At 29.2% G+C, this 19,988-nt stretch carries 16 protein-coding genes; 6 read left to right on the top strand and 10 right to left on the bottom strand.

The window, feature by feature from the left end:
• The first annotated feature begins 81 nt into the window (after window positions 1–81).
• A complete protein-coding gene (locus ACH5BF_RS13085; RefSeq protein WP_423274699.1) occupies window positions 82–2,205 on the top strand; it encodes a TRAP transporter permease in 2,124 nt (707 codons plus the stop codon).
• A gap of 62 nt (window positions 2,206–2,267) precedes the next feature.
• Here the strand turns inward: ACH5BF_RS13085 and ACH5BF_RS13090 are convergent, their stop codons facing one another.
• The 10 genes from ACH5BF_RS13090 to ACH5BF_RS13135 form a co-directional block, all read right to left on the bottom strand.
• On the bottom strand, window positions 2,268–2,987 hold the full coding sequence (locus ACH5BF_RS13090) for a response regulator transcription factor (RefSeq protein ID WP_423274700.1): 720 nt from the start codon (window positions 2,985–2,987) through the stop codon (window positions 2,268–2,270).
• A gap of 58 nt (window positions 2,988–3,045) precedes the next feature.
• On the bottom strand, window positions 3,046–5,580 hold the full coding sequence (locus ACH5BF_RS13095) for a sensor histidine kinase (RefSeq protein WP_423274701.1): 2,535 nt from the start codon (window positions 5,578–5,580) through the stop codon (window positions 3,046–3,048).
• Window positions 5,581–5,591: 11 nt separating this feature from the next.
• Window positions 5,592–6,314 (bottom strand): tRNA pseudouridine(38-40) synthase TruA, encoded by a 723-nt coding sequence (gene truA, locus ACH5BF_RS13100; protein WP_423274702.1) that lies wholly within the window; start codon window positions 6,312–6,314, stop codon window positions 5,592–5,594.
• Between the two features lies 1 nt (window position 6,315).
• Window positions 6,316–7,332: an LptF/LptG family permease gene (locus ACH5BF_RS13105; protein WP_423274703.1), complete on the bottom strand. Its 1,017-nt coding sequence runs from the start codon at window positions 7,330–7,332 to the stop codon at window positions 6,316–6,318.
• Window positions 7,329–8,126 (bottom strand): prepilin peptidase, encoded by a 798-nt coding sequence (locus ACH5BF_RS13110; RefSeq protein WP_423274704.1) that lies wholly within the window; start codon window positions 8,124–8,126, stop codon window positions 7,329–7,331. Before ACH5BF_RS13110 ends, ACH5BF_RS13105 begins: the two co-directional genes overlap by 4 nt.
• Complete coding sequence (locus tag ACH5BF_RS13115) at window positions 8,086–8,775, bottom strand: di-trans,poly-cis-decaprenylcistransferase (protein ID WP_423274705.1); 690 nt, start codon at window positions 8,773–8,775, stop codon at window positions 8,086–8,088. The genes ACH5BF_RS13110 and ACH5BF_RS13115 overlap by 41 nt, the downstream gene beginning before the upstream one ends.
• Window positions 8,768–10,039: a bifunctional phosphopantothenoylcysteine decarboxylase/phosphopantothenate--cysteine ligase CoaBC gene (gene coaBC / locus ACH5BF_RS13120; RefSeq protein WP_423274706.1), complete on the bottom strand. Its 1,272-nt coding sequence runs from the start codon at window positions 10,037–10,039 to the stop codon at window positions 8,768–8,770. The genes ACH5BF_RS13115 and coaBC overlap by 8 nt, the downstream gene beginning before the upstream one ends.
• 10 nt (window positions 10,040–10,049) lie before the next feature.
• Entirely contained in the window at window positions 10,050–11,345 is a 1,296-nt protein-coding gene (glmU, locus tag ACH5BF_RS13125; protein WP_423274707.1) for a bifunctional UDP-N-acetylglucosamine diphosphorylase/glucosamine-1-phosphate N-acetyltransferase GlmU, read from the bottom strand.
• A 2-nt stretch (window positions 11,346–11,347) separates the two neighbouring features.
• Window positions 11,348–13,270 (bottom strand): ankyrin repeat domain-containing protein, encoded by a 1,923-nt coding sequence (locus tag ACH5BF_RS13130; protein ID WP_423274708.1) that lies wholly within the window; start codon window positions 13,268–13,270, stop codon window positions 11,348–11,350.
• 69 nt (window positions 13,271–13,339) lie between these two features.
• Window positions 13,340–14,914, bottom strand: coding sequence for a helicase-related protein (locus tag ACH5BF_RS13135; protein WP_423274709.1), 1,575 nt, complete (start codon window positions 14,912–14,914; stop codon window positions 13,340–13,342).
• 55 nt (window positions 14,915–14,969) lie between these two features.
• Here ACH5BF_RS13135 and trmA point away from each other — a divergent pair, with 55 nt between their 5' ends.
• The 5 genes from trmA to ACH5BF_RS13160 all read left to right on the top strand — a co-directional run.
• Entirely contained in the window at window positions 14,970–16,091 is a 1,122-nt protein-coding gene (trmA, locus tag ACH5BF_RS13140) for a tRNA (uridine(54)-C5)-methyltransferase TrmA (RefSeq protein WP_423274710.1), read from the top strand.
• A 61-nt stretch (window positions 16,092–16,152) separates the two neighbouring features.
• On the top strand, window positions 16,153–17,031 hold the full coding sequence (locus ACH5BF_RS13145) for a flagellin N-terminal helical domain-containing protein (RefSeq protein WP_423274711.1): 879 nt from the start codon (window positions 16,153–16,155) through the stop codon (window positions 17,029–17,031).
• A 279-nt stretch (window positions 17,032–17,310) separates the two neighbouring features.
• Window positions 17,311–18,189, top strand: a complete 879-nt coding sequence (locus tag ACH5BF_RS13150; RefSeq protein ID WP_423274712.1) for a flagellin N-terminal helical domain-containing protein — start codon at window positions 17,311–17,313, stop codon at window positions 18,187–18,189.
• Between the two features lie 161 nt (window positions 18,190–18,350).
• Entirely contained in the window at window positions 18,351–19,223 is an 873-nt protein-coding gene (locus tag ACH5BF_RS13155) for a flagellin N-terminal helical domain-containing protein (RefSeq protein WP_423274713.1), read from the top strand.
• Between the two features lie 271 nt (window positions 19,224–19,494).
• A partial coding sequence (locus ACH5BF_RS13160) for a flagellin N-terminal helical domain-containing protein (protein WP_490372051.1) occupies window positions 19,495–19,988 on the top strand: 494 nt, incomplete at its 3' end.

Raw genomic sequence — 19,988 nt, forward strand, 5'->3', positions numbered from 1 at the left:
AGGGATTTTCCCTTAGAAACTCCACATTTAGATAAGCATTTTTAAATGCTTATCTAAAAAATCTCACACAAAGGATTTACTATGGCTATTTATGAAGAAAAACCTCATAAACTTAGTGAATTAGAAGAAGAACAAGCTAATGAAACTGAAGCTGTTGTTAATGAACTAGAAGGTCAAAGAGTTTTCGGAAGAGAACACTATGAGTTTTGGCTGATTTCATCAATTGCATTAGCTTGGTCTTTATTTCAGCTTTATATAGTAATTGAACCTGTTAATTCAACAATTACTAGATCTGTTCACTTAAGTTTTGCCATGATTTTAGCTTTTTTAATCTATCCAATGTTTAAAAAAGAGTACTTTTTAAGAAAAATTAGATGGTTTGGTTATATGTTTGCAACACTTGGATTAATAAGTGCTGGATATATAGCTTTTATGTATGATGAACTTGCTTTAAGACCAGGTGACTATACAGCACTTGATATATTTATTGCTTTATTTGCAATTGTTATTTTAATTGAAGCAGGTAGAAGAGTTTTAGGTTTTGCCTTAAGTTTAATTGCTATTGTCTTTATTGCATATGATTTACTTGGTCCTTATATGCCTGAGCTTATTATTCACAAGGGTGCAAGTTTAAATAAACTAGCTGGACATATGTACTTAACAACTGAAGGTATTTTTGGTGTTCCTCTTGGAGTATCTGCTGGATTTGTTTTTCTTTTTGTACTATTTGGTTCACTTTTAGATAAAGCTGGGGCTGGTGAATATTTCATTAACTTAGCATTTGCTATGCTTGGAAAATATAGAGGTGGTCCTGCAAAAGCTTCTGTTGTTGCATCTGGATTTACAGGTATTATGTCTGGATCTTCTATTGCAAATACTGTTACAACTGGTACATTTACAATTCCATTAATGAAAAAAACTGGATTTAGGCCAGAACAAGCAGGAGCGGTTGAAGTTGCCTCATCTACAAATGGTCAATTAATGCCTCCTGTTATGGGTGCTGCTGCATTTATTATTGCAGAGTTCTTAGGTATGGCATATACAGATGTAATTTTTGCTGCGTTTATTCCTGCATTTGTTTCATACTTTGCACTATTTTATATTGTTCACTTAGAGGCATTAAAATTAGGTCTTAAAGGTATGGATGATGAGGATTTACCTCCAAAATGGAAAACATTTGCTCAAGGTATTCACTATTTAGTTCCTATTTTCTTCTTATTATATACACTTATGATTTTAAGAGAATCAGCTGCAAGTGCTGCATTTAATGCAATTATGTTACTTATGATGTTAATGGTTGTTCAACACCCACTTAAAGCTATTATTACAGGACAAAAATTAACTAGAGAGATTTGGTTATCTGGATTTGTTGATATCTTAGCGGGTATGATTAGTGGTGCTAAAAACATGGTTCCTATTGCAATTGCTACAGCCTTAGCTGGTATTGTAGTTGGTTCTATTACATTAACAGGACTTGGTCAAGTATTATTAGAAGTTATTGAGACATTATCAGGTGGAAACATCTTCTTAATTCTTATCTTAGCAGCTGTTATCTCACTTATTTTAGGTATGGGATTACCAACTACTGCTAACTATATCGTAATGGCTTCATTAACTGCGCCAGTTATTTTAGTATTAGCACAAGATAATGGATTCTTAATTCCTGCAATTGCGGCTCACTTATTTGTATTCTACTTTGGTATTTTAGCAGATGATACCCCACCAGTAGGACTTGCCGCCTATGCAGCAGCGGGTATTGCAAAAGCAGACCCAATTAAAACAGGTATCCAAGGGTTTAAATATGATATTAGAACGGCTATTTTACCGTTTATGTTCTTCTTTAACCCCGAGTTATTATTAATTGCTAGTGTTGATGAACTTAATCCTTCTAATCCAGCAGGATGGGTATGGATAACAAACCCAGTTGATATTGTTGTAATATTTGCAACAGCACTTGTTGGAATGTTAGCATTCTCTTGTTTCTCACAAGGATACTTCATTACAAAAGCAAATGTAATTGAAAGATTTATATTCTTAAGTATAGTTCCATTTATGTTCTTACCTAAGATTGTAGAGTCATTCTTAAACTTACCAACTCACTATATCTCTTATGCTATAGGTATTGGTATTTTTGCAGTACTTTATGTATTGCAAAAAGCAAAAGATAAAGCTTCAAAAGTTTCAGTTCACGAAGCTGAACTTTAAAGCAAAAAAAAGGGGAAAGACTTAAACTCTTTCCCCTTTTTTAATAGCTAAATAAAATAAATCTATTTTACAAATGGTTTCTCAATAATATATCCATAACCCTTATGAGAAATTACGAAATCATCTTCAATAATTTTATCTTTTAACCTTTTCATTACTGTTCTAAATGCAGAATCATTCGTATCAATATCACCCCAAACTTGTTCTTTAAAAGTTTCAACAGATACTACTTCTCCTAGATTTTTGATTAATACAGTTAAAATATCAGACTCTTTTTTTGAAAGCTTTACAATATTTTCTTGATTATATAATTTATCATTTGCTAAATTGTATGTATAAGTTTTATTAAGTTCAATTAAATCACTATTTTTAGAGCTATCTTTTTTATCTTCTAATACTTCTTTTTTTGCTTTTTGAAGCATTTCCATCATATTATCAATATTTAATGGTTTAACAAAATAACCTAAAACTCTTAAGTTGATTAATTTTAGTAAATCCTCTTCATTTTTATGGGCACTTACTATAATAAATCTTTGTTCTGGAACAAGTTTTAAAATCTCTTCAATCATATCCATACCATTTTTATTTGGCATTTTAAGATCTGTTAATACTAAATCAAACTCTTTATTACTTTGAAGATTCTCTTTTATTGTATTAAAACCTTCATCTCCGTCAGTTGCAACAACTACTTCATCAAATATAGTATTCAGATAAAAAGCAAGAGTTTTTCTTGCTACATCTTCATCTTCAACTAATAATACTCTTGTTTTATACTCACTCATATCTTTTCTTTCTACCTATCTTATGTTATAAATAACTAGCATTATAACAAATTTTTTATTAAGCGCATAGTTTTATTATAAACTCAACACCCTCATCTTTATTGAATGCTTCAATTTTGCCTTTCATATTCTTTTCAATAATTATTTTTGCCATATAAAGACCAATTCCTGTACCTTGATTCTCAAACTTTGTAGTAAAATAAGGTTCAAACATTCTATCAAGTACTTCTTTTTCCACATTTCCACAATTATTAGAAATAGAAATAATTATATCTTCAGCCTTTTTTATATTAATTAATACTTTAGGAGAGAACTTCTCTTCTTTCTTTTTTATGATAGCAGCATCAACTGCATTATTTAAAATATTAACAATAACTTGCTCAAACTCATTTTCATAACTTTCTATTTCTACACTATCCCCAAGAATTTCTAAGTCCACACCATTTTGTTCAAAAGATGTAGCAACAATCTTTGAACTTTGTACTAAAGACTGCTTAATATCAAATAGTTTTTTATCTTTTGTTGGCTGATAGAAGTTTCTAAAATCATCAATAGTTTGACTCATATAATCAATTTGAAGTTTCGCACTAGCAACTGATTCATGTAAATCTTCTTTTGTGAAATTTTTGAAATTATCTCTAATAAAATGAAGTAAAAGATTTATATTATTTAAAGGCTGTCTCCATTGATGGGCGATATTACCAAGCATTTCTCCCATTGAAGCCATCTTATTTTGCTGAATTAACATTCTATCTTTTTCAATGTTTTTCTCAACCTCTTCTTTTACTCTTACTTTTAAATCCTCTTCATTCATTTTTATTTTTGTAATATCATTTAAGTAACCATATAAAGAAGTTACCTGACCATAATCATCTTTAACTAAAATAGTTCTGTTATATACCCACTTAATATTTTTTTGCTTATCAATAACTCTATGAATACTAGTAAATGAAGATTCATCATTATTAATAGCTTTTGTAATTCTATTTTTTAATTTAACAATATCTTTTTCATATACAAAACTAAAGAAGGCATTATTTGTTTCTATAAACTCTAAAGGAGAATATCCATAAGTCTCAATACTTTTTGAAACAAATTTAACTGTTAAATCTTCATTATTATGCCATCTAAAAATTACGATTCTTCCAAACTCTGTTAGAAGTTCTACATCTCTTAACTCTTTAGTTAAAGTCATCCTATCATCGATGTCCATAGACATCATAAGCATACGACTAGTATTTTCATCAATAAAAGCTTTTCCTCTTACTAAAACCCATTTGAAATCACCTCTTTTATCTTTTAGTCTATATTCACAGATAAAATGTTCACTTTTCCCTTCTACATGTTCACTAAATTTCTTTAGAACTTCTGCTTTATCTTCTTCATGAACTAAAGTTAACCACTCTTTAAAGTTTTGAATTTCATCTCTTTTATAACCAAACATATTCAGCCATTTATTTGAGAAAAAGATTTTATTTGTTTTAAGATTTATATCCCATAATCCATCATTTGAAGCAATAATTGCAAGCTCATATCTATCTTTCCATTTTGTAAGTAAAAGATTTTTTCTTTCAAGTCTTGTGTTGTATCTATTGAAAATAGTATTAATAAATCTTCCAAAAATATTTGCAGTAGTTATAAGTAAAAGAGCTACAAATAAAACTAAGAAAATACCAATTAACATTCTATTTTCTTGGTCAAGTTTAATCTGTTTTTTTCTTTTTTCAACAAAATTGTTTTTTACAATAATCTTATAGTTATACTTTGGGAAAGTATATACAAAACTATTATTATCAAGTAAATCAAATCTATTTATATCTTTTACTAATATCTTTTTATTCTTTCCATTATAGTTATAAACGACTTTTTCATTTATATCATAAAATACAAAGTGAGCCTTATCTTCAAGTTTACTTGAGTTTTCAATTGTATTTAAAATAGATTGTTTAGTAAGTGCTTTTAAATCATCAACCTTTGAAAAAACACCTAACATTAAACCATTTGGATTAATAAAATTAAAGTAAGATAATCTAACATCTTTTTTATGACTATCTATCCAATAAGTCATATTATCATTACTATTATATTGAATATTTTTAAGCATAAAATGGTTGAATTTTTTAGAGACTATTTTAGAATTTGTTTGCTTTCGTAAATACTCTAAGATATTATCTCCATGAATTACTTTATATCTGATGGCATCAAAAAGAATAAACTCAACATTTTGAGTCTGTTCTAAATTATAAATATAATTTTCTAATACTTCATAATCAATAGCTTTATTACTTAAAAGAAATGATCTTGTATAACCTTTTAATTCATAAACAAGTTTTATCAAATTGTTTTCTTGAGAATCAATCTTTTCACTTCTTTTTATATTTATTAAACTAATATATTCACTTAAAATATTTTGATTATAAAAGTTTTCACTCTGTTCTAAAAGCTTTACTTTATTTGCTTCTTGATGTTTATAAAAAAAGTAAACAACTAAAGATGAGAATACAGCAAGAATTATTACAAAAATTAAAGGAGTATAAACAACTTGGTTTTTAATATCAGAGAGAGAATAAAACTTCTTTTTTTTAAAAACCATATTTTTCCTTTCTAATATTTAATTTTTGCTAGATACAAACCATTTGGTAAGGCAGGTACTTTATAGATATGTTTTTTTAGATTTAGCTGTTCTACTAAATCCTTCTTTGTTAAATTTCCCCTTGAAATTTGAAGTAAAAAACCAACCATTAATCTAATTTGAGATCTAAGATATGAGTTTGCTTCAAATCTAAAAACATAGATATCTTTATATTTATAAAATGAAGCATTAAACACTTCTCTTACAGTAATATCCTTATCACTTCCCATCTTGTGGAAATATCTAAAATCATGCTCACCTATAAACTCTTTTATAGCTTCGCTAATTAGCTTTTCATTTATATAAGGTTCATAGCTAACAAACTTGTCATTAAAAGGCGTTGTAGGTTTTGTAGTAACTAAATATCGATAAACTCTTTTTTTTCCATGAAAACGTGAGTGAAACTCATTATGAACTTTTATAGCACTATTTACTTTAATTGAGCTTGGTAATTGTCTATTTAAAACCTCTTTTAACTTAGATAAATTACTCCAATACTCTGGAATTTGACAGTTAAAAACTTGTCCTGTTGCATGCACTTCTTTATCTGTTCTTCCACTTAATACAATTTTTGTATCAATATTGATTCTTTTAAAAACTTTTAAAAGTTCATCTTCAACAGTTCCACCCTCAGGTTGTCTTTGAGAACCTTTATAAATAGACCCATCATATGAGATATTAAACTTAATATTCATATTAATACTCTTTTTTTACAGTTTTACTAAAAATAAAGTAACTACCTAAAAGCCAAATTGTTGGTAATACATATAAACTATGAAGTTCTAAATTTTTTCCTAAAGATTTTGCAACTACATAATAAATTACTGCGGCTAAAATAGAATACATAACTGCTCTATTTTTTTCATATCTAGGATTAAAATAACCAAAAGAAACTACTAAGAAAAGAGAAAATACAGGAAACATTGATGTTAAAATAAAGAAAGTAAAATCATCAATATCGTGACCTTTTTTTATTTTCTCCTGCCAATAATCATAAGTAGTAGTAAACTCACCCATTCTACTATTTGCAATAGAATCATTTATAAGCATTGATTTAAAATTGATTTGATTTATCTCATTTTCATCTATAAAAAATGCTTTTCCAGAATCTAACTTAAATGTTAAATCTCCTTTATCATTATTTAGAACTGCTGAATCACTAATGATAAATTGATCTTTCTCATTTTGTGTTTTAAAAAGCTTGATATTATTATAAGTTTTATCATCTTTATCTTGGATGTATATTAACCAGTCACCAAACTTTTGTCCAAACTCTGAAGCTTTAATATTAAAATTGGCTTCTTTCTTTTTCACATCTAAAAACTGCTTAGTTAAAAACTTTGTTTTTGGTATAAGACCAATAGAAACTACTACTAAAGCAATTGATAAAAGAAGTGTTAAAGGCAAAAATACTTTCATAACCTTTAAAGGATTTAATCCAAAAGAAGTAATAACTGTAAGCTCATATTCACTTGCTAATTTAGATAAAGTTATCACCAATGAAATGAAAAAAGAAATAGGAACTGTATAAAATATGATTTGAGGTATTACATATGAATATAGTTGAAATAACTCAAAAAAGTTTATTGTAATAATTGATGTTAATGAAGCAATTTTTACTAAAAAAACAACCGAAGTAATAAAATATAAACCAAAAAATATTGGGAAAAATGTAATTGCTAATTGAGAATATAAATAGTGTTTTAATTTCAAATACTAACCTTTAAAAAATCTTCTAATACAAAAAAATATTCAACATAAAAACCTAAAACTAAATATGGAATAAATGGAGTTTGAACATCTTTTTTTATAAAACTTGAATAAATTGATGGTATTATAGCAAAAATAGAGGCTAAAAATACAGCTATAATAGCTGCTTTTACTCCAAGGACTACTGCCATCATCGCTAAAATCGGTATATCTCCCTCACCTAGGGCTTCTTGAGTTTTTAGACTCTCATTTTTTGTAATTCTTGATTTTATATTTTGAACGTAAAAAGTTAATACAAAATTTAATAAAACAAAAGCTCCTGAAAATATAAATGCACTTTTAAATGCCTCAAATAAAGATTGAGTTGTTACAAAAAAAGATAGAACCAAAACCATAAGTAAAAGATAATCAGGAACAGCTTTGTACTTAAAATCAATAAAAGATAGTGTTAATAATATATAAAAAAGAGTGATTGAGATAAAAAATTCATAAGACAGTGAAAACTTTATAAAAAAAACTAAAGTCAAACAAGCACTTAATAATTCAACTATAAAATAGCTTGCTGGTATTTTTTCTTTACAGAAACCACACTTTGCTTTTAAAAAAATATAAGAGATTAAAGGAATATTATAATACCAAGGGATTGTTTTTTTGCATGAAGGACAAAAACTTCTAGGAGTTACTATTGAAAGACCTTGAGGCAATCTTGAAATTAGTACATTTAAAAATGAACCAATAACTGCCCCAAATATAAAACTAAACAGCTCCAAATCTTCTCTCTCTAGAGTTAAAATCACTTATAATATCATCTAATTCATGAGTGTTAAAATCAGGCCAATATGTTTGAGTGAAAAACATTTCAGCATAGGCATTTTGCCATAATAAATAGTTTGAAAGTCTAACCTCTCCACTTGTTCTAATCATAATATCAACAGCAGGAATTCCTGCTGTATCTAAACAAGACTCTAAGTTTTCTTCAGTAACTTCTAAACCTTTGTCATTTAGCTTTTTTACTGCTCTTACAATTTCATCTTTAGAACCATAATTTAGTGCTAAAACTTGTGTCAAGCCATCACATTTTGATGTTTTTTCTTCTGTATTTTTAATAGTTTCTTGAAGCTTTTTAGAAAATTTACTTAAATCGCCAATAGCTTTAAATCTAACATTATTTTTTAGATATATTTCCAATTCTACCTTTAAGTGCTTATCTAAAAGCTTCATTAAAAACTCAACTTCAAGTTTAGGTCTTTTCCAGTTTTCAGTTGAAAAGGCGTATAAAGTAAGATATTTAACTCCTATACTCATACAGTATTTAGTAATATTTCTTACTACTTTAGCACCCTCTTCATGTCCTGCTGTTCTTTTTAAACCTCTCTCTTTAGCCCATCTTCCATTGCCATCCATTATCATGGCTATATGAATAGGTACTCTATGCTCACTACTCATTATCTATGAACTCATTTTGTAGTCTATTTAAAATACCCATTGATACATCAAGTTTTTCACCTTTAAATGAGTATGAATTATTTTTTAGAATAAGTTCGATTTCATTTGTATTAGAGCCAAAACTATTTTCATCATTTAAAATATTTAAACAAACTGCATCAAGATTTTTATTTTGAAGCATTGAAGAAGCTGAATTTAAAGCTGTAACTTCATCCATTTCAGCTTTAAAACCAATGCTAATCATTTCACTTTTGTCAAGGGAACTTAAAATATCAATATTTTTTTTAAGCTCTAAGTTCCAAGAATCACCAATCATCTCTTTTTTCATTTTCCCTTCTTGTGGAAACTTAGGAACATAATCACTAACAGCTGCTACCATAAATAAAAATGGAGTTTTTTGAATAAGTTCAGGCCTTGAATCATCCATTAAAGTAGTTTTTGTTAAAACGCCTTTTTTAGCTACTCTAATAGAATCAACTAAATACTCATACATCTCTTGTGAACTTTGCACAGGAATAATATGAATATCACTAGGTAAATTCTCATGACCTCTTGAACTAACTAAACAAACCTCCGCACCTTTTAAATAAAGTGCCATTGCTAAAGAAGAAGCCATTTTCCCAGAAGAGAAATTTGATAAATATCTTACATCATCAATCTTCTCTACAGTTCCACCACCACTTAGCACAACTTTTCTATTTACCCAATACTCATCTTTTAAAAGCTCTTTTGCAGTTGCCCAAAATATTGTTTCAGGATCTGCCATAGCCCCATCACCAACATCTTTACAAACAAGCTCTTTTGTTTGTGTTTGAACTATTTCAAAATTACAAAGTTTAAGCATTTTGATACTTGCTTGAGTTATTGGATTTCTTAACATATTTGTATTAGCAGCAGGTGCTAAAAGCTTCATTCTTGGATATGCAAGAGCAACTTGTGTTAGTAAATTATCTGCAAGCCCATTTGAAAGCTTATTTATAGTATTTGCACTACAAGGAGCTATTACAAAAATATCAGACCACTTTCCTATATCAATATGATTATAGTCTTGATTTTTATCCCAACTCTCGTTTGACTCTTCTAAAACTTTATTTTGTGAAATAGCCTCAAAAGTTATAGGTGAAATAAACTTTTTTGCACTCTGCGTCATAATAACTCTAACTTTTGCACCAGCTTTTATATAAAGTCTTATTAAATCAAGTGTTTTATAAATTGCAATAGAACCTGTTACTGCAACTAAAATTTTTTTATCTTTTAATAACATCTATCTTCTTTTACTTTTTGTTTTCAAAATGTTTATAAAAGTAGCCCTCTACCGCTCTTTTCTTAGCTCTTGTTGTATAAAGTTGACCACTTTTTACATCTTGTGTTACAGTTGAACCTGCACCAATCATCGTATCATCTTCAAGTGTTACGGGTGCTATTAGTTGTGTATCTGAACCTACAAATACATTTTTACCAATAATTGTTTTGTATTTAGAAATACCATCATAATTACAAGTAATCGTACCACAACCAATATTTGTTCCCTCATCAATCTCACAATCTCCAAGGTATGTTAAATGCCCTGCTTTTACACCATTTAGTTTTGCTTTTTTAGTTTCTACAAAGTTACCAATATGAGTAGAGTTTAGTTCACTTCCTGGTCTAATTCTTGCCATTGGTCCTGCATCACTATCAATTAAAATAGAGTCTTCAACCACTGTGTTTGTCTTAATATGAGAATTAACAATTTTTGTATTTCCTAAAAGTGTAACTCCATTTTCTAAAATAGACTCACCCTCTATTTGAACACCCTCTTCTATATATATAGTATCAGGCAGTCTCATAATAACACCAGCTTTTAAAAACTCTTTTTTTATTCTATTTTGATGAATAACTTCTGCATCAGCTAATTCAACTTTCGAATTAACTCCTTTGAAGTTTTCTTCATTTACAGCTAAAGGTTTTAATGTTTTACCTTCGTTTATAGCCATCTCAATTAAATCAGTTATATAATACTCTTTTTGAGCATTATCATTTGAAAGTTTTGGAAGATTATGTAATAAAAACTTAGTCTCAAACTGATAAATCCCTGCATTTGCAGTTGTTACTGCTAATTCTTCTAAAGATGCATCTTTTTGTTCAACTATTTTTTTTACATTTCCATTTTCAACAATAACTCTTCCATATCCATCAGCACTATCAAGTTCTAATACTGACATTACAATAGTTGCGTCAATATCAAACTTTTTTAACTCTTCTGCTTGAATTAAAGGCATATCACCATTTAAAACTAATGTTTGCTCATATTTAGGAGTTATTCCCATAACAGCCCCACCAGTTCCTGGATAGTTTTCATGGTCTTGTATTACATAATTGATATTGTCAAAGTATTTTTCCATTTCACTTTGAACTCTAGAGGCTTGGTGATATAAAACAACAGTTACATCATCACTTAATTCTAATGCTTCTTTGATTGAGTAATATAACATTGGTTTACCTGAAATCTCATGTAAAACCTTTGGTTTTTGAGATTTCATTCTTGTACCAGCACCTGCAGCTAATATAATGATTGACTTATTGTTCATTTTTATCCTTCTAAAACTTCATTTACTTCTTTTATTAAATTCTCAGCAACTTCTTTTAATGAATATCGCATTTTATCATCACTAATATTACTTTTTAATAATTTCAGAAGATTTTTTTCCTTATCTTTGAAAAATTGTGCAACTTTTTTACTTTTAGGATTTCTGTTATACATTAAAACACCTGAAGCTACAAGTGCAATTACAAGTTTTACATGTCCAAAAATCGCTGCATAGTTTAAAAGAGTAAACCCTGCATTATCAGGTTCATTCATATTAGCACCTGCTGCTATTAACCATCTTGCAATTTTGTAGTTTCCAGTCCATTGAGTATGATGAAGTGCTGTTCTTCCTTGTTTATCTTTTATATCTAAATTTACTTTTTTTGTTAAAAGTTTTTCTACAAGTTCCAAATCATCAGCTATTACAGCCTTATGATAAACTGTTCTTCCATCTTTATCTTGAGCTTCTAAATTTACTCTAAATTTTAAAAAGAACACAAGTCTCTCTAAGAATCTTTCTCTAGCTTCTTTAATCTTAAGTTTTGTACCTGCTTCAATCATTATTGATAAAGGAGTATTTCCTTCTTTATCTTTTATGTTGGCATCCATACCATAATTTAAAAGAGTTTTAATTAATTCAAAATGATTATACTTTACCACATCAAATAAAACATTTCTACCATCACTTCTTACTTCATCAAGTTTTGGTTTTAAAGGCAATAACTTTTTCAATAAAATCATGTAACCTTTTGGTTCTGCTTCTTCTGCTTGAATTAAATTTTCTGTTTTGTAAACCTTTTCAATTAAATAATCAAAAGCACTTTTCTCTTCATGATCTCTAATATTTATATCAACACCATGTTTTACTAGATAACTAATCATTTTAAAATTAGGGTAACCTTTTAAAACTTCTTTGAAGAATATAGTTTGACCCATTTCATTTCTAGTATTAATATTAGCTCCACTTTTAAGTAAAAACTCTATATTTTCATAATTTTGCTTTTGGATTTCTTTCCATAAAGTAGTATTACCTTCATCATCAAATCTATCTACAAGTAATCCATTTTTAATTAAAAGTGAAGCTAAAGCTAAATAGTTTTTATCACCTTTGATAGTTACATACTTACCTTCAAGCTCTGCTGGTTTTAATTTTTGCAACTCTAATATATGCAAAATCTCATCTAAAATTGTTCTATGATTTTTATCAACCGTATTTAGATTTATTCCTTTTTTTACTAATAGCATTATTAAATCTAAACTTTTCTCACCTTGAAGAACAGTATTAAATAAAACTGTTTGACCGTCAATATCTTTTTTGTTAATGTCTATACCATTTAAGATTAAAGTTTTAGCGATTTCACTATCTTCTTTTAAAACTGCTGTATATAAAACTGTTTGTTCATTTTCGTCTAAAAGATTGATATCATCAATATTGTTAATAACATCTTTTACAATATTTACATTTCCACCTTCAACAGCATCATATAAAACAGTTTTATTATAATTGTCTTTTAAATTATATTCAGGATTGTAATTCATCAGAACTCTGAAAGTTTTATAGTCGCCTTCTAAAGCAACATCTTGTAAAATAGTTCTATTTGAAGAGTTTTTGTCATTTACATTGCAACCATTATCAAGAAGAAATCGAATCATCATTCCATCGCCTCTTGAAACAGCTTCAGCTAAAACAGTTTTGCCATATTCATCTTCTATTGAAATATCAATATTATTTTGAAGAAGTATTTTTATAGCATCAATTTTTCTTTTTGCCACAAGGGAAAAAAGAATTGTTCTACCTTTTTCATCTACTTTGTTTATATCTATGCCATCATCTATTAGCTTTTGTATTTTGCTAGCATCAATATTGCTTTTTAGTAGTTCTTTTAGAAAAGTATCGTAATCACTACCTTTAAACAACTTTATCATGGCATATTTTCCTTTTATACAAGTAGTCTATTCTTTTAGTGTATATTTTATCTAATTCTCGTATTTTTTCTACTTAAAACTGTTTTTATTTCTTCTTCTTGGGTAGACTCTTTTTTTATTATTTTCATTTGAAAAATTATTTCTTTTGGGCTTTTTAAAATTATTTGATTTCTCATGAGATAAATTTGACTTTAATGTTTGCTCAATAAAAGAATTAAAAGAGTTTCTTAAAATATAAGCTTTATCATGGTCTGGAAAAATCTCTGGTAACTTGTAAGAAAGCCATAAATATAAAGATATTTTTTTCACTTCATCTTCTACTAAAAGTAAATCTCTTTGCGTGATTTCACTTTTTTTAGGAAGAGTAATTGAAGGCTTATATCTACAAACTCTTTTTTTAATTACTGCGGCAATATAGGCTTCATATGCTTGTAGAATTATCGCTGATTTTGTTGTTATTGGCGCTTGTGCTAATAAATATTTTTCTTCAAGCTTTAAATTATGTCTTGAATCAACAATTTTTGAAGCTTCAAGCATTGAAGAAATATTTGAAGCTACAAAAGGACCACTAAAATACATATTTTTTGCAAAATACATTAAAGTCTTTGTTAAAGACTTTGTTTTTATATGACTAGCTAAACCTTCTAATTGTGCAGCATTAATTTTTACTTTAAAAGGAGGTTTAATAGTTTTTATTGGTTTTTTAAATTCAACTTGAATATGCTTTAAAACATCTCTTCTTGTTGCACCCAATAAACCTGCTTCAAAGTGACCATATCTTCCTGCTCTTCCAGCAATTTGAACTATTTCATTAACTGTTAGTTTTCTTCGGCTAATACCATCAAATTTTGTATCCGTTGTAAATAAAATTGTATGAATTGGCAAATTAAGACCCATTGCAATCGCATCTGTTGCAATAAGAACATCACTTTCCCCTTCTCTAAATCTTCTTGCTTCATCACGTCTTACTTCAGGAGATAAGTTTCCATAAATTACAGAAACTCTATACTTTTTTTGAAGTTTTTGTTTAAGTTTTAAAACATCTGCTCTTGAAAATGCTATAAGTGCAGTACCACTACTTAAGTTATCCAAAGAGGTATGTCTTTGCATTAATTCTAAAGGTGTTTTTCTTTTATGTTTTACAATTTCTAATTCTTCGCCTAAATAATCTGCAATTTTTTTAACTGCTTCTAAGGCATTTACACTTCCTGTCATAATTACTTTTTTTGCAGGAACTCCTATAATTGCATTTACCCAAGCCCATCCTCTATCTATATCATCAAGCATTTGAACTTCATCAATTACAGCAACATCAACATCTAAATCAAAATCAAGCATTTCAATAGTTGAACAAACATGAGCTGCCTCTTCATCAAAGATTTGCTCTTCTCCTGTAACTAAACTTGCATCAATATTTGATGCTTTTAAATCCTCATAACCTTCAAGAGCCAATAGTCTTAATGGTGCTAGATATAAACCTGAATTTCCTTGCTTTAACTGTTTCATAGCATTATAAGTTTTTCCTGAGTTTGTAGGTCCTACGTAAAACTCTAATTTTCTGTTTAAACTTCTTGCTAGGGGATAAAGCTCTTTTAAATCACAATTTAATAGTGAGTGTAGTTGTTCTTGCCAATTTTCTTTCATGTGCGTATTATAGTAGATTGTATATAATATCGTATTAAATAAAAGAGGATAAACGATGAATTGCGAATATTTTGGTACATGTGGTTCATGTACTTTATATGATAAAACATATAATGAACAATTAGAGTATAAAAAACAAAGAGAAGAAGAGAGATTTTCTAACTTTACAAATGAAACTTTTGAAATTATTAAAAGTGAAACTGAAAACTTTAGAAACAGAGCAGAGTTTAGAATATGGAAAAACTTTGATGAGAATGACAGCCCTACTTTATCTTATGCTATGACAAGTTTTGAAAAAACAACTTTAGAGATTAATTCATGTCAAATAGTAAGTCCTCAAATAAAAGAGCTAATGCCAAAACTTTTAGAAGATTTATCATCAACACAAACTTTATCTTTTAAAATATATGCTATCGAGTTTTTAGGTTCTACAACAAAAGATATGTTAGTTACACTAATTTATCATAGAAAACTTGATTCACAATGGGAAGAAGAAGCAAAACTTTTAGAAGAAAAATATAAAATCAAAATCATTGGTAGAAGTAGAAAACAAAAAGTAGTTTTAAGTCAAGACTATATCAATGAAACTTTAAATATAAATAATCAAAACTTTCATTTCCAATATAAAGAAGGTGGATTTACTCAACCTAATACAAAAGTTAATGTTCAGATGATCGAATGGGTATTAAATAACATTAAACCAAATGAAAGTGATTTATGTGAATTATACTGTGGTGGCGGGAATTTTACAATTCCATTAGCTACTAAATTTAGAAAAGTTTTAGCTACTGAAATTTCAAAAACTTCAATTAATTCAGCCCTTAAAAACTGTGAATTAAATGAAACTACTAACATTGATTTTATTAGAATGAGTGCAGAAGAGTTCGTAGAAGCATTAGAAGAAAAAAGAGAGTTTAATAGACTAAAAAATGTAAACCTTAAAGATTATAATTTCTCAACAATTTTTGTTGATCCTCCAAGAGCAGGACTTGATGATTTAACTAGAAAATTAGTTACTGATTATAATCAAATAATTTATATTTCATGTAATCCAGAGACTTTACACAGAGATTTAGAAGAATTAACTAAAACTCATAGAATAGAAAAATTTGCATTATTTGACCAGTTTGCCTACACAAAACATATCGAATCTGGGGTTATTTTAAACAAAATTTAAACTTAGCTTAGCTATTATCTAGAATATATAGATATGTTATGAATCCTAAAAAGGGAATAAAATGAGAATCAATACAAACGTAGCTTCTTTACAAGCAAGAGAGGCTAATACAAATACAAATAAAAGCTTAACAAACTCATTAGAGAAATTAAGTTCAGGTCTTAGAATCAACAAAGCAAGTGATGATGCTTCAGGACTTGCAATTGCTGATAAATTAAGAACTCAAGCAAGTGGTACTGGTCAAGCTATTTCAAATGGTAATTCTGCTATTGCTTTAACTCAAATTGCTGATAAAGCTATGGCTGAGCAATCTAATATTTTAGATATCGTTAAAACGAAATTAATTCAAGCTGCTACTGCTACTACTTCTACTGCTGGTAGACAAGCTATTGGTAAAGATATTGATAAATTATTAGACCAATTAGATAATATTGCACAACAAACTAACTACAATGGTATTCAACTTTTACAAGGTGATACTACTTTTAGAACTGGGGCTACAGCTGCTTCTCACACTTTCCAAATGGGTGACAAAGCTGCTAATACTATTTCTACTAGTGACACTGTACAGTCAAATACTACTGGTCTTAGTTTAAGTACTCTTCTTGGACAAGTTAGTGGTGGTGTTACTAGTGCTGGTGGTACTGGTCTTACTGCTGCTAATGCAAGAACTCAAATGGTTGAGATTGATGATGCTTTAGATAGACTAAATGGATGGAGAGCTGACTTCGGTTCTACTCAAAACCAATTAGAGTCTGCGGTTAGAAACCTAGCAACACAACAAACTAATATCAAAGCAGCTGAGTCTGTTATTAGAGATGTTGATTACGCTGCTGAGTCTGCTAACTTCAATAAACAAAACATTATCTCACAAGCTGGTACTTATGCAATGAGTCAGGCGAATAATGTATCTCAAAACGTTATGAGACTACTTCAATAGAGGTAAAGTCGAAGATAACTAATCAAGGTCTAGTTTTTTTTCTAGGCCTTTTTTAATATCTTTATTCAAATTAATCTAATTTTAAGAATTGGTGTGTAATAATTCTATTATACCTTTAGGAAAAGGAATGACACTCTTGGGTGTTAATCCCTTTCCTAAAGGGAACGAATAGGAATCAATTGATTCCGAAGAGTTAAAACTCTATGCTTGGTGAAACAAGAATGTTATTAGGCTCCCGTGTCAGGGTAAATCTTTTTATCTCTAAAAAAAGGATTTATTATGAGAATCAATACAAATGTAGCTGCTATGCAAGCTATGGAATCAAACTCAAATACTAACAAAGTACTTGGTACTTCTTTAGAAAAACTTTCTTCTGGTCTTAGAATCAATAAAGCTAGTGATGATGCTTCTGGTTTATCTATTGCTGATAAATTAAGAACTCAAGCAAGTGGTACTGGTCAGGCTATTTCAAATGGTAGTTCTGCAATTGCTTTAACTCAAATTGCTGATAAAGCTATGGCTGAGCAATCTAATATTTTAGATATCGTTAAAACTAAATTAATTCAAGCTGCTACTGCTACTACTTCTACAGCTGGTAGACAAGCTATTGGTAAAGATGTTGATAAATTATTAGATCAATTAGACAATATCGCACAACAAACTAACTACAATGGTATTCAACTTTTACAAGGTGATACTACATTTAGAACTGGTGGTACAGCTTCTTCTCACACTTTCCAAATGGGTGATAAAGCTGCTAATACTATTTCTACTAGTGATAGTGTAAGATCAAACACTACTGGATTAAGTTTAAATGGTTTAGTTGGAATGGTTAGTGCTGGTGTTACTAGTGCTGGTGGTACTGGTATTACTGCTGGTAACGCAAGAGCTCAGATGCTTGAGATTGACCAAGCGTTAGATAGACTAAATGGATGGAGAGCTGACTTCGGTTCTACTCAAAACCAATTAGAGTCTGCGGTTAGAAACTTAAGTACGCAACAAACTAACATTAAAAATGCTGAATCAGTGATTAGAGATGTTGATTACGCTCAAGAGAGTGCAAACTTTAATAAACAAAACATCATTGCACAAGCGGGAACTTATGCATTAAGTCAAGCAAATGCAATGCAACAAAATGTGACTAGATTATTACAATAATTTGTATTGATTTAATTTGTGGAGTTTATGGGGTTGAAACACATTATATTATAGGGATCAAGTGATTCCGAAGAAGGTCCTCCTTCTATGCTTGGGTAACAACAAGAACGTTTCAGGCTCCCGTATCAGGGTAAATCTTTTTATCATATAAAGGATTTATTATGAGAATTAACACAAATGTAGCTGCAATGACAGCTCAAGAATCGGCAACAAGAACAAATTCTAATTTAAGTAGTTCATTAGAAAAATTAAGTTCGGGTCTTAGAATTAATAAAGCAAGTGATGATTCATCTGGATTAGCAATTGCTGATAAACTAAGAACACAAGCAAGTGGTACTGGTCAGGCTATTTCAAATGGTAATTCTGCTATTGCTTTAACACAAATTGCTGATAAAGCTATGGCTGAGCAATCTAATATTTTAGATATTGTAAAAACGAAATTAATTCAAGCTGCAACGGCTACAACTTCTACTGCTGGTAGAGTTGCTATTTCGAAAGATGTTTCTAAATTATTAGACCAATTAGATAATATTGCTTCGCAAACGAACTATAATGGTATTCAACTATTACAAGCAAGTGCGACAGGTACAGGAACAGCATCGTCACAAACATTCCAAATGGGTGACAAAGCTGCTAATACTATTTCTACTGGGGACAGTGTTCAATCAAATACGATTGGATTAAGTTTATCTCCATTAGATGGTTTAGTTAGTGCAGGTGTTACTAGTGCTGGTGGAGCAGGTATTACTGCTGCTAATGCTAGAACACAAATGTTAGAAGTTGACCAAGCGTTAGATAGACTAAATGGATGGAGAGCTGATTTCGGTTCTACTCAAAACCAATTAGAGTCTGCGGTTAGAAACTTAGGTACGCAACAAACTAACATCAAAAATGCAGAATCTGTTATTAGAGATGTTGATTATGCTCAAGAGAGTGCGAACTTTAGTAAACAAAACATTGTTGCTCAAGCTGGTACTTATGCTATGAGTCAAGCAAATGCAATGCAACAAAATGTACTAAGACTATTACAATAGTAATTAGTTTAAAGCTTGTGTTTAGATTAATATATTTAAACATTTATAAATTAACTTTCAAGGATTTATTCCTTGCAAAGTTATTTATAAAGACCCTTTTAAATTATTGTTATGAAATATTCACATTATATTTGATAAGAGTGATATAATTATTGTAATTGTATAGGTATAAATTTATGCCGAAGAGTTAAAACTCTATGCTCAGTAAAATGAGAAGGTTTTCAGGCTCCCGTATCAGGGTAAATCTTTTTAATCTCAAAAAGGATTTATTATGAGAATCAATACAAACGTAGCTTCTTTACAAGCAAGAGAGGCTAATACAAATACAAATAAAAGCTTAACAAACTCATTAGAGAAATTAAGTTCAGGTCTTAGAATCAACAAAGCAAGTGATGATGCTTCAGGACTTGCAATTGCTGATAAATTAAGAACTCAAGCAAGTGGTACTGGTCAAGCTATTTCAAATGGTAATTCTGCTATTGCTTTAACTCAAATTGCTGATAAAGCTATGGCTGAGCAATCTAATATTTTAGATATCGTTAAAACGAAATTAATTCAAGCTGCTACTGCTACTACTTCTACTGCTGGTAGACAAGCTATTGGTAAAGATATTGATAAATTATTAGACCAATTAGATAATATTGCACAACAAACTAACTACAATGGTATTCAACTTTTACAAGGTGATACTACTTTTAGAACTGGGGCTACAGCTGCTTCTCACACTTTCCAAATGGGTGACAAAGCTGCTAATACTATTTCTAC

This window comes from Arcobacter pernae, assembly GCF_049472135.1.
Classification (GTDB): Bacteria; Campylobacterota; Campylobacteria; order Campylobacterales; family Arcobacteraceae; genus Arcobacter_B.

Coding starts and splice junctions, on each gene's coding strand:
- ACH5BF_RS13145 (WP_423274711.1), top strand. CDS start 16,153: ATGAGAATCAATACAAACGTAGCTTCTTTACAAGCAAGAGAGGCTAAT.
- glmU (WP_423274707.1), bottom strand. CDS start 11,345: ATGAACAATAAGTCAATCATTATATTAGCTGCAGGTGCTGGTACAAGA.
- ACH5BF_RS13150 (WP_423274712.1), top strand. CDS start 17,311: ATGAGAATCAATACAAATGTAGCTGCTATGCAAGCTATGGAATCAAAC.
- truA (WP_423274702.1), bottom strand. CDS start 6,314: ATGAATATTAAGTTTAATATCTCATATGATGGGTCTATTTATAAAGGT.
- ACH5BF_RS13115 (WP_423274705.1), bottom strand. CDS start 8,775: ATGAGTAGTGAGCATAGAGTACCTATTCATATAGCCATGATAATGGAT.
- ACH5BF_RS13095 (WP_423274701.1), bottom strand. CDS start 5,580: ATGGTTTTTAAAAAAAAGAAGTTTTATTCTCTCTCTGATATTAAAAAC.
- ACH5BF_RS13135 (WP_423274709.1), bottom strand. CDS start 14,914: ATGAAAGAAAATTGGCAAGAACAACTACACTCACTATTAAATTGTGAT.
- coaBC (WP_423274706.1), bottom strand. CDS start 10,039: ATGTTATTAAAAGATAAAAAAATTTTAGTTGCAGTAACAGGTTCTATT.
- ACH5BF_RS13090 (WP_423274700.1), bottom strand. CDS start 2,987: ATGAGTGAGTATAAAACAAGAGTATTATTAGTTGAAGATGAAGATGTA.
- ACH5BF_RS13155 (WP_423274713.1), top strand. CDS start 18,351: ATGAGAATTAACACAAATGTAGCTGCAATGACAGCTCAAGAATCGGCA.
- ACH5BF_RS13130 (WP_423274708.1), bottom strand. CDS start 13,270: ATGATAAAGTTGTTTAAAGGTAGTGATTACGATACTTTTCTAAAAGAA.
- trmA (WP_423274710.1), top strand. CDS start 14,970: ATGAATTGCGAATATTTTGGTACATGTGGTTCATGTACTTTATATGAT.
- ACH5BF_RS13085 (WP_423274699.1), top strand. CDS start 82: ATGGCTATTTATGAAGAAAAACCTCATAAACTTAGTGAATTAGAAGAA.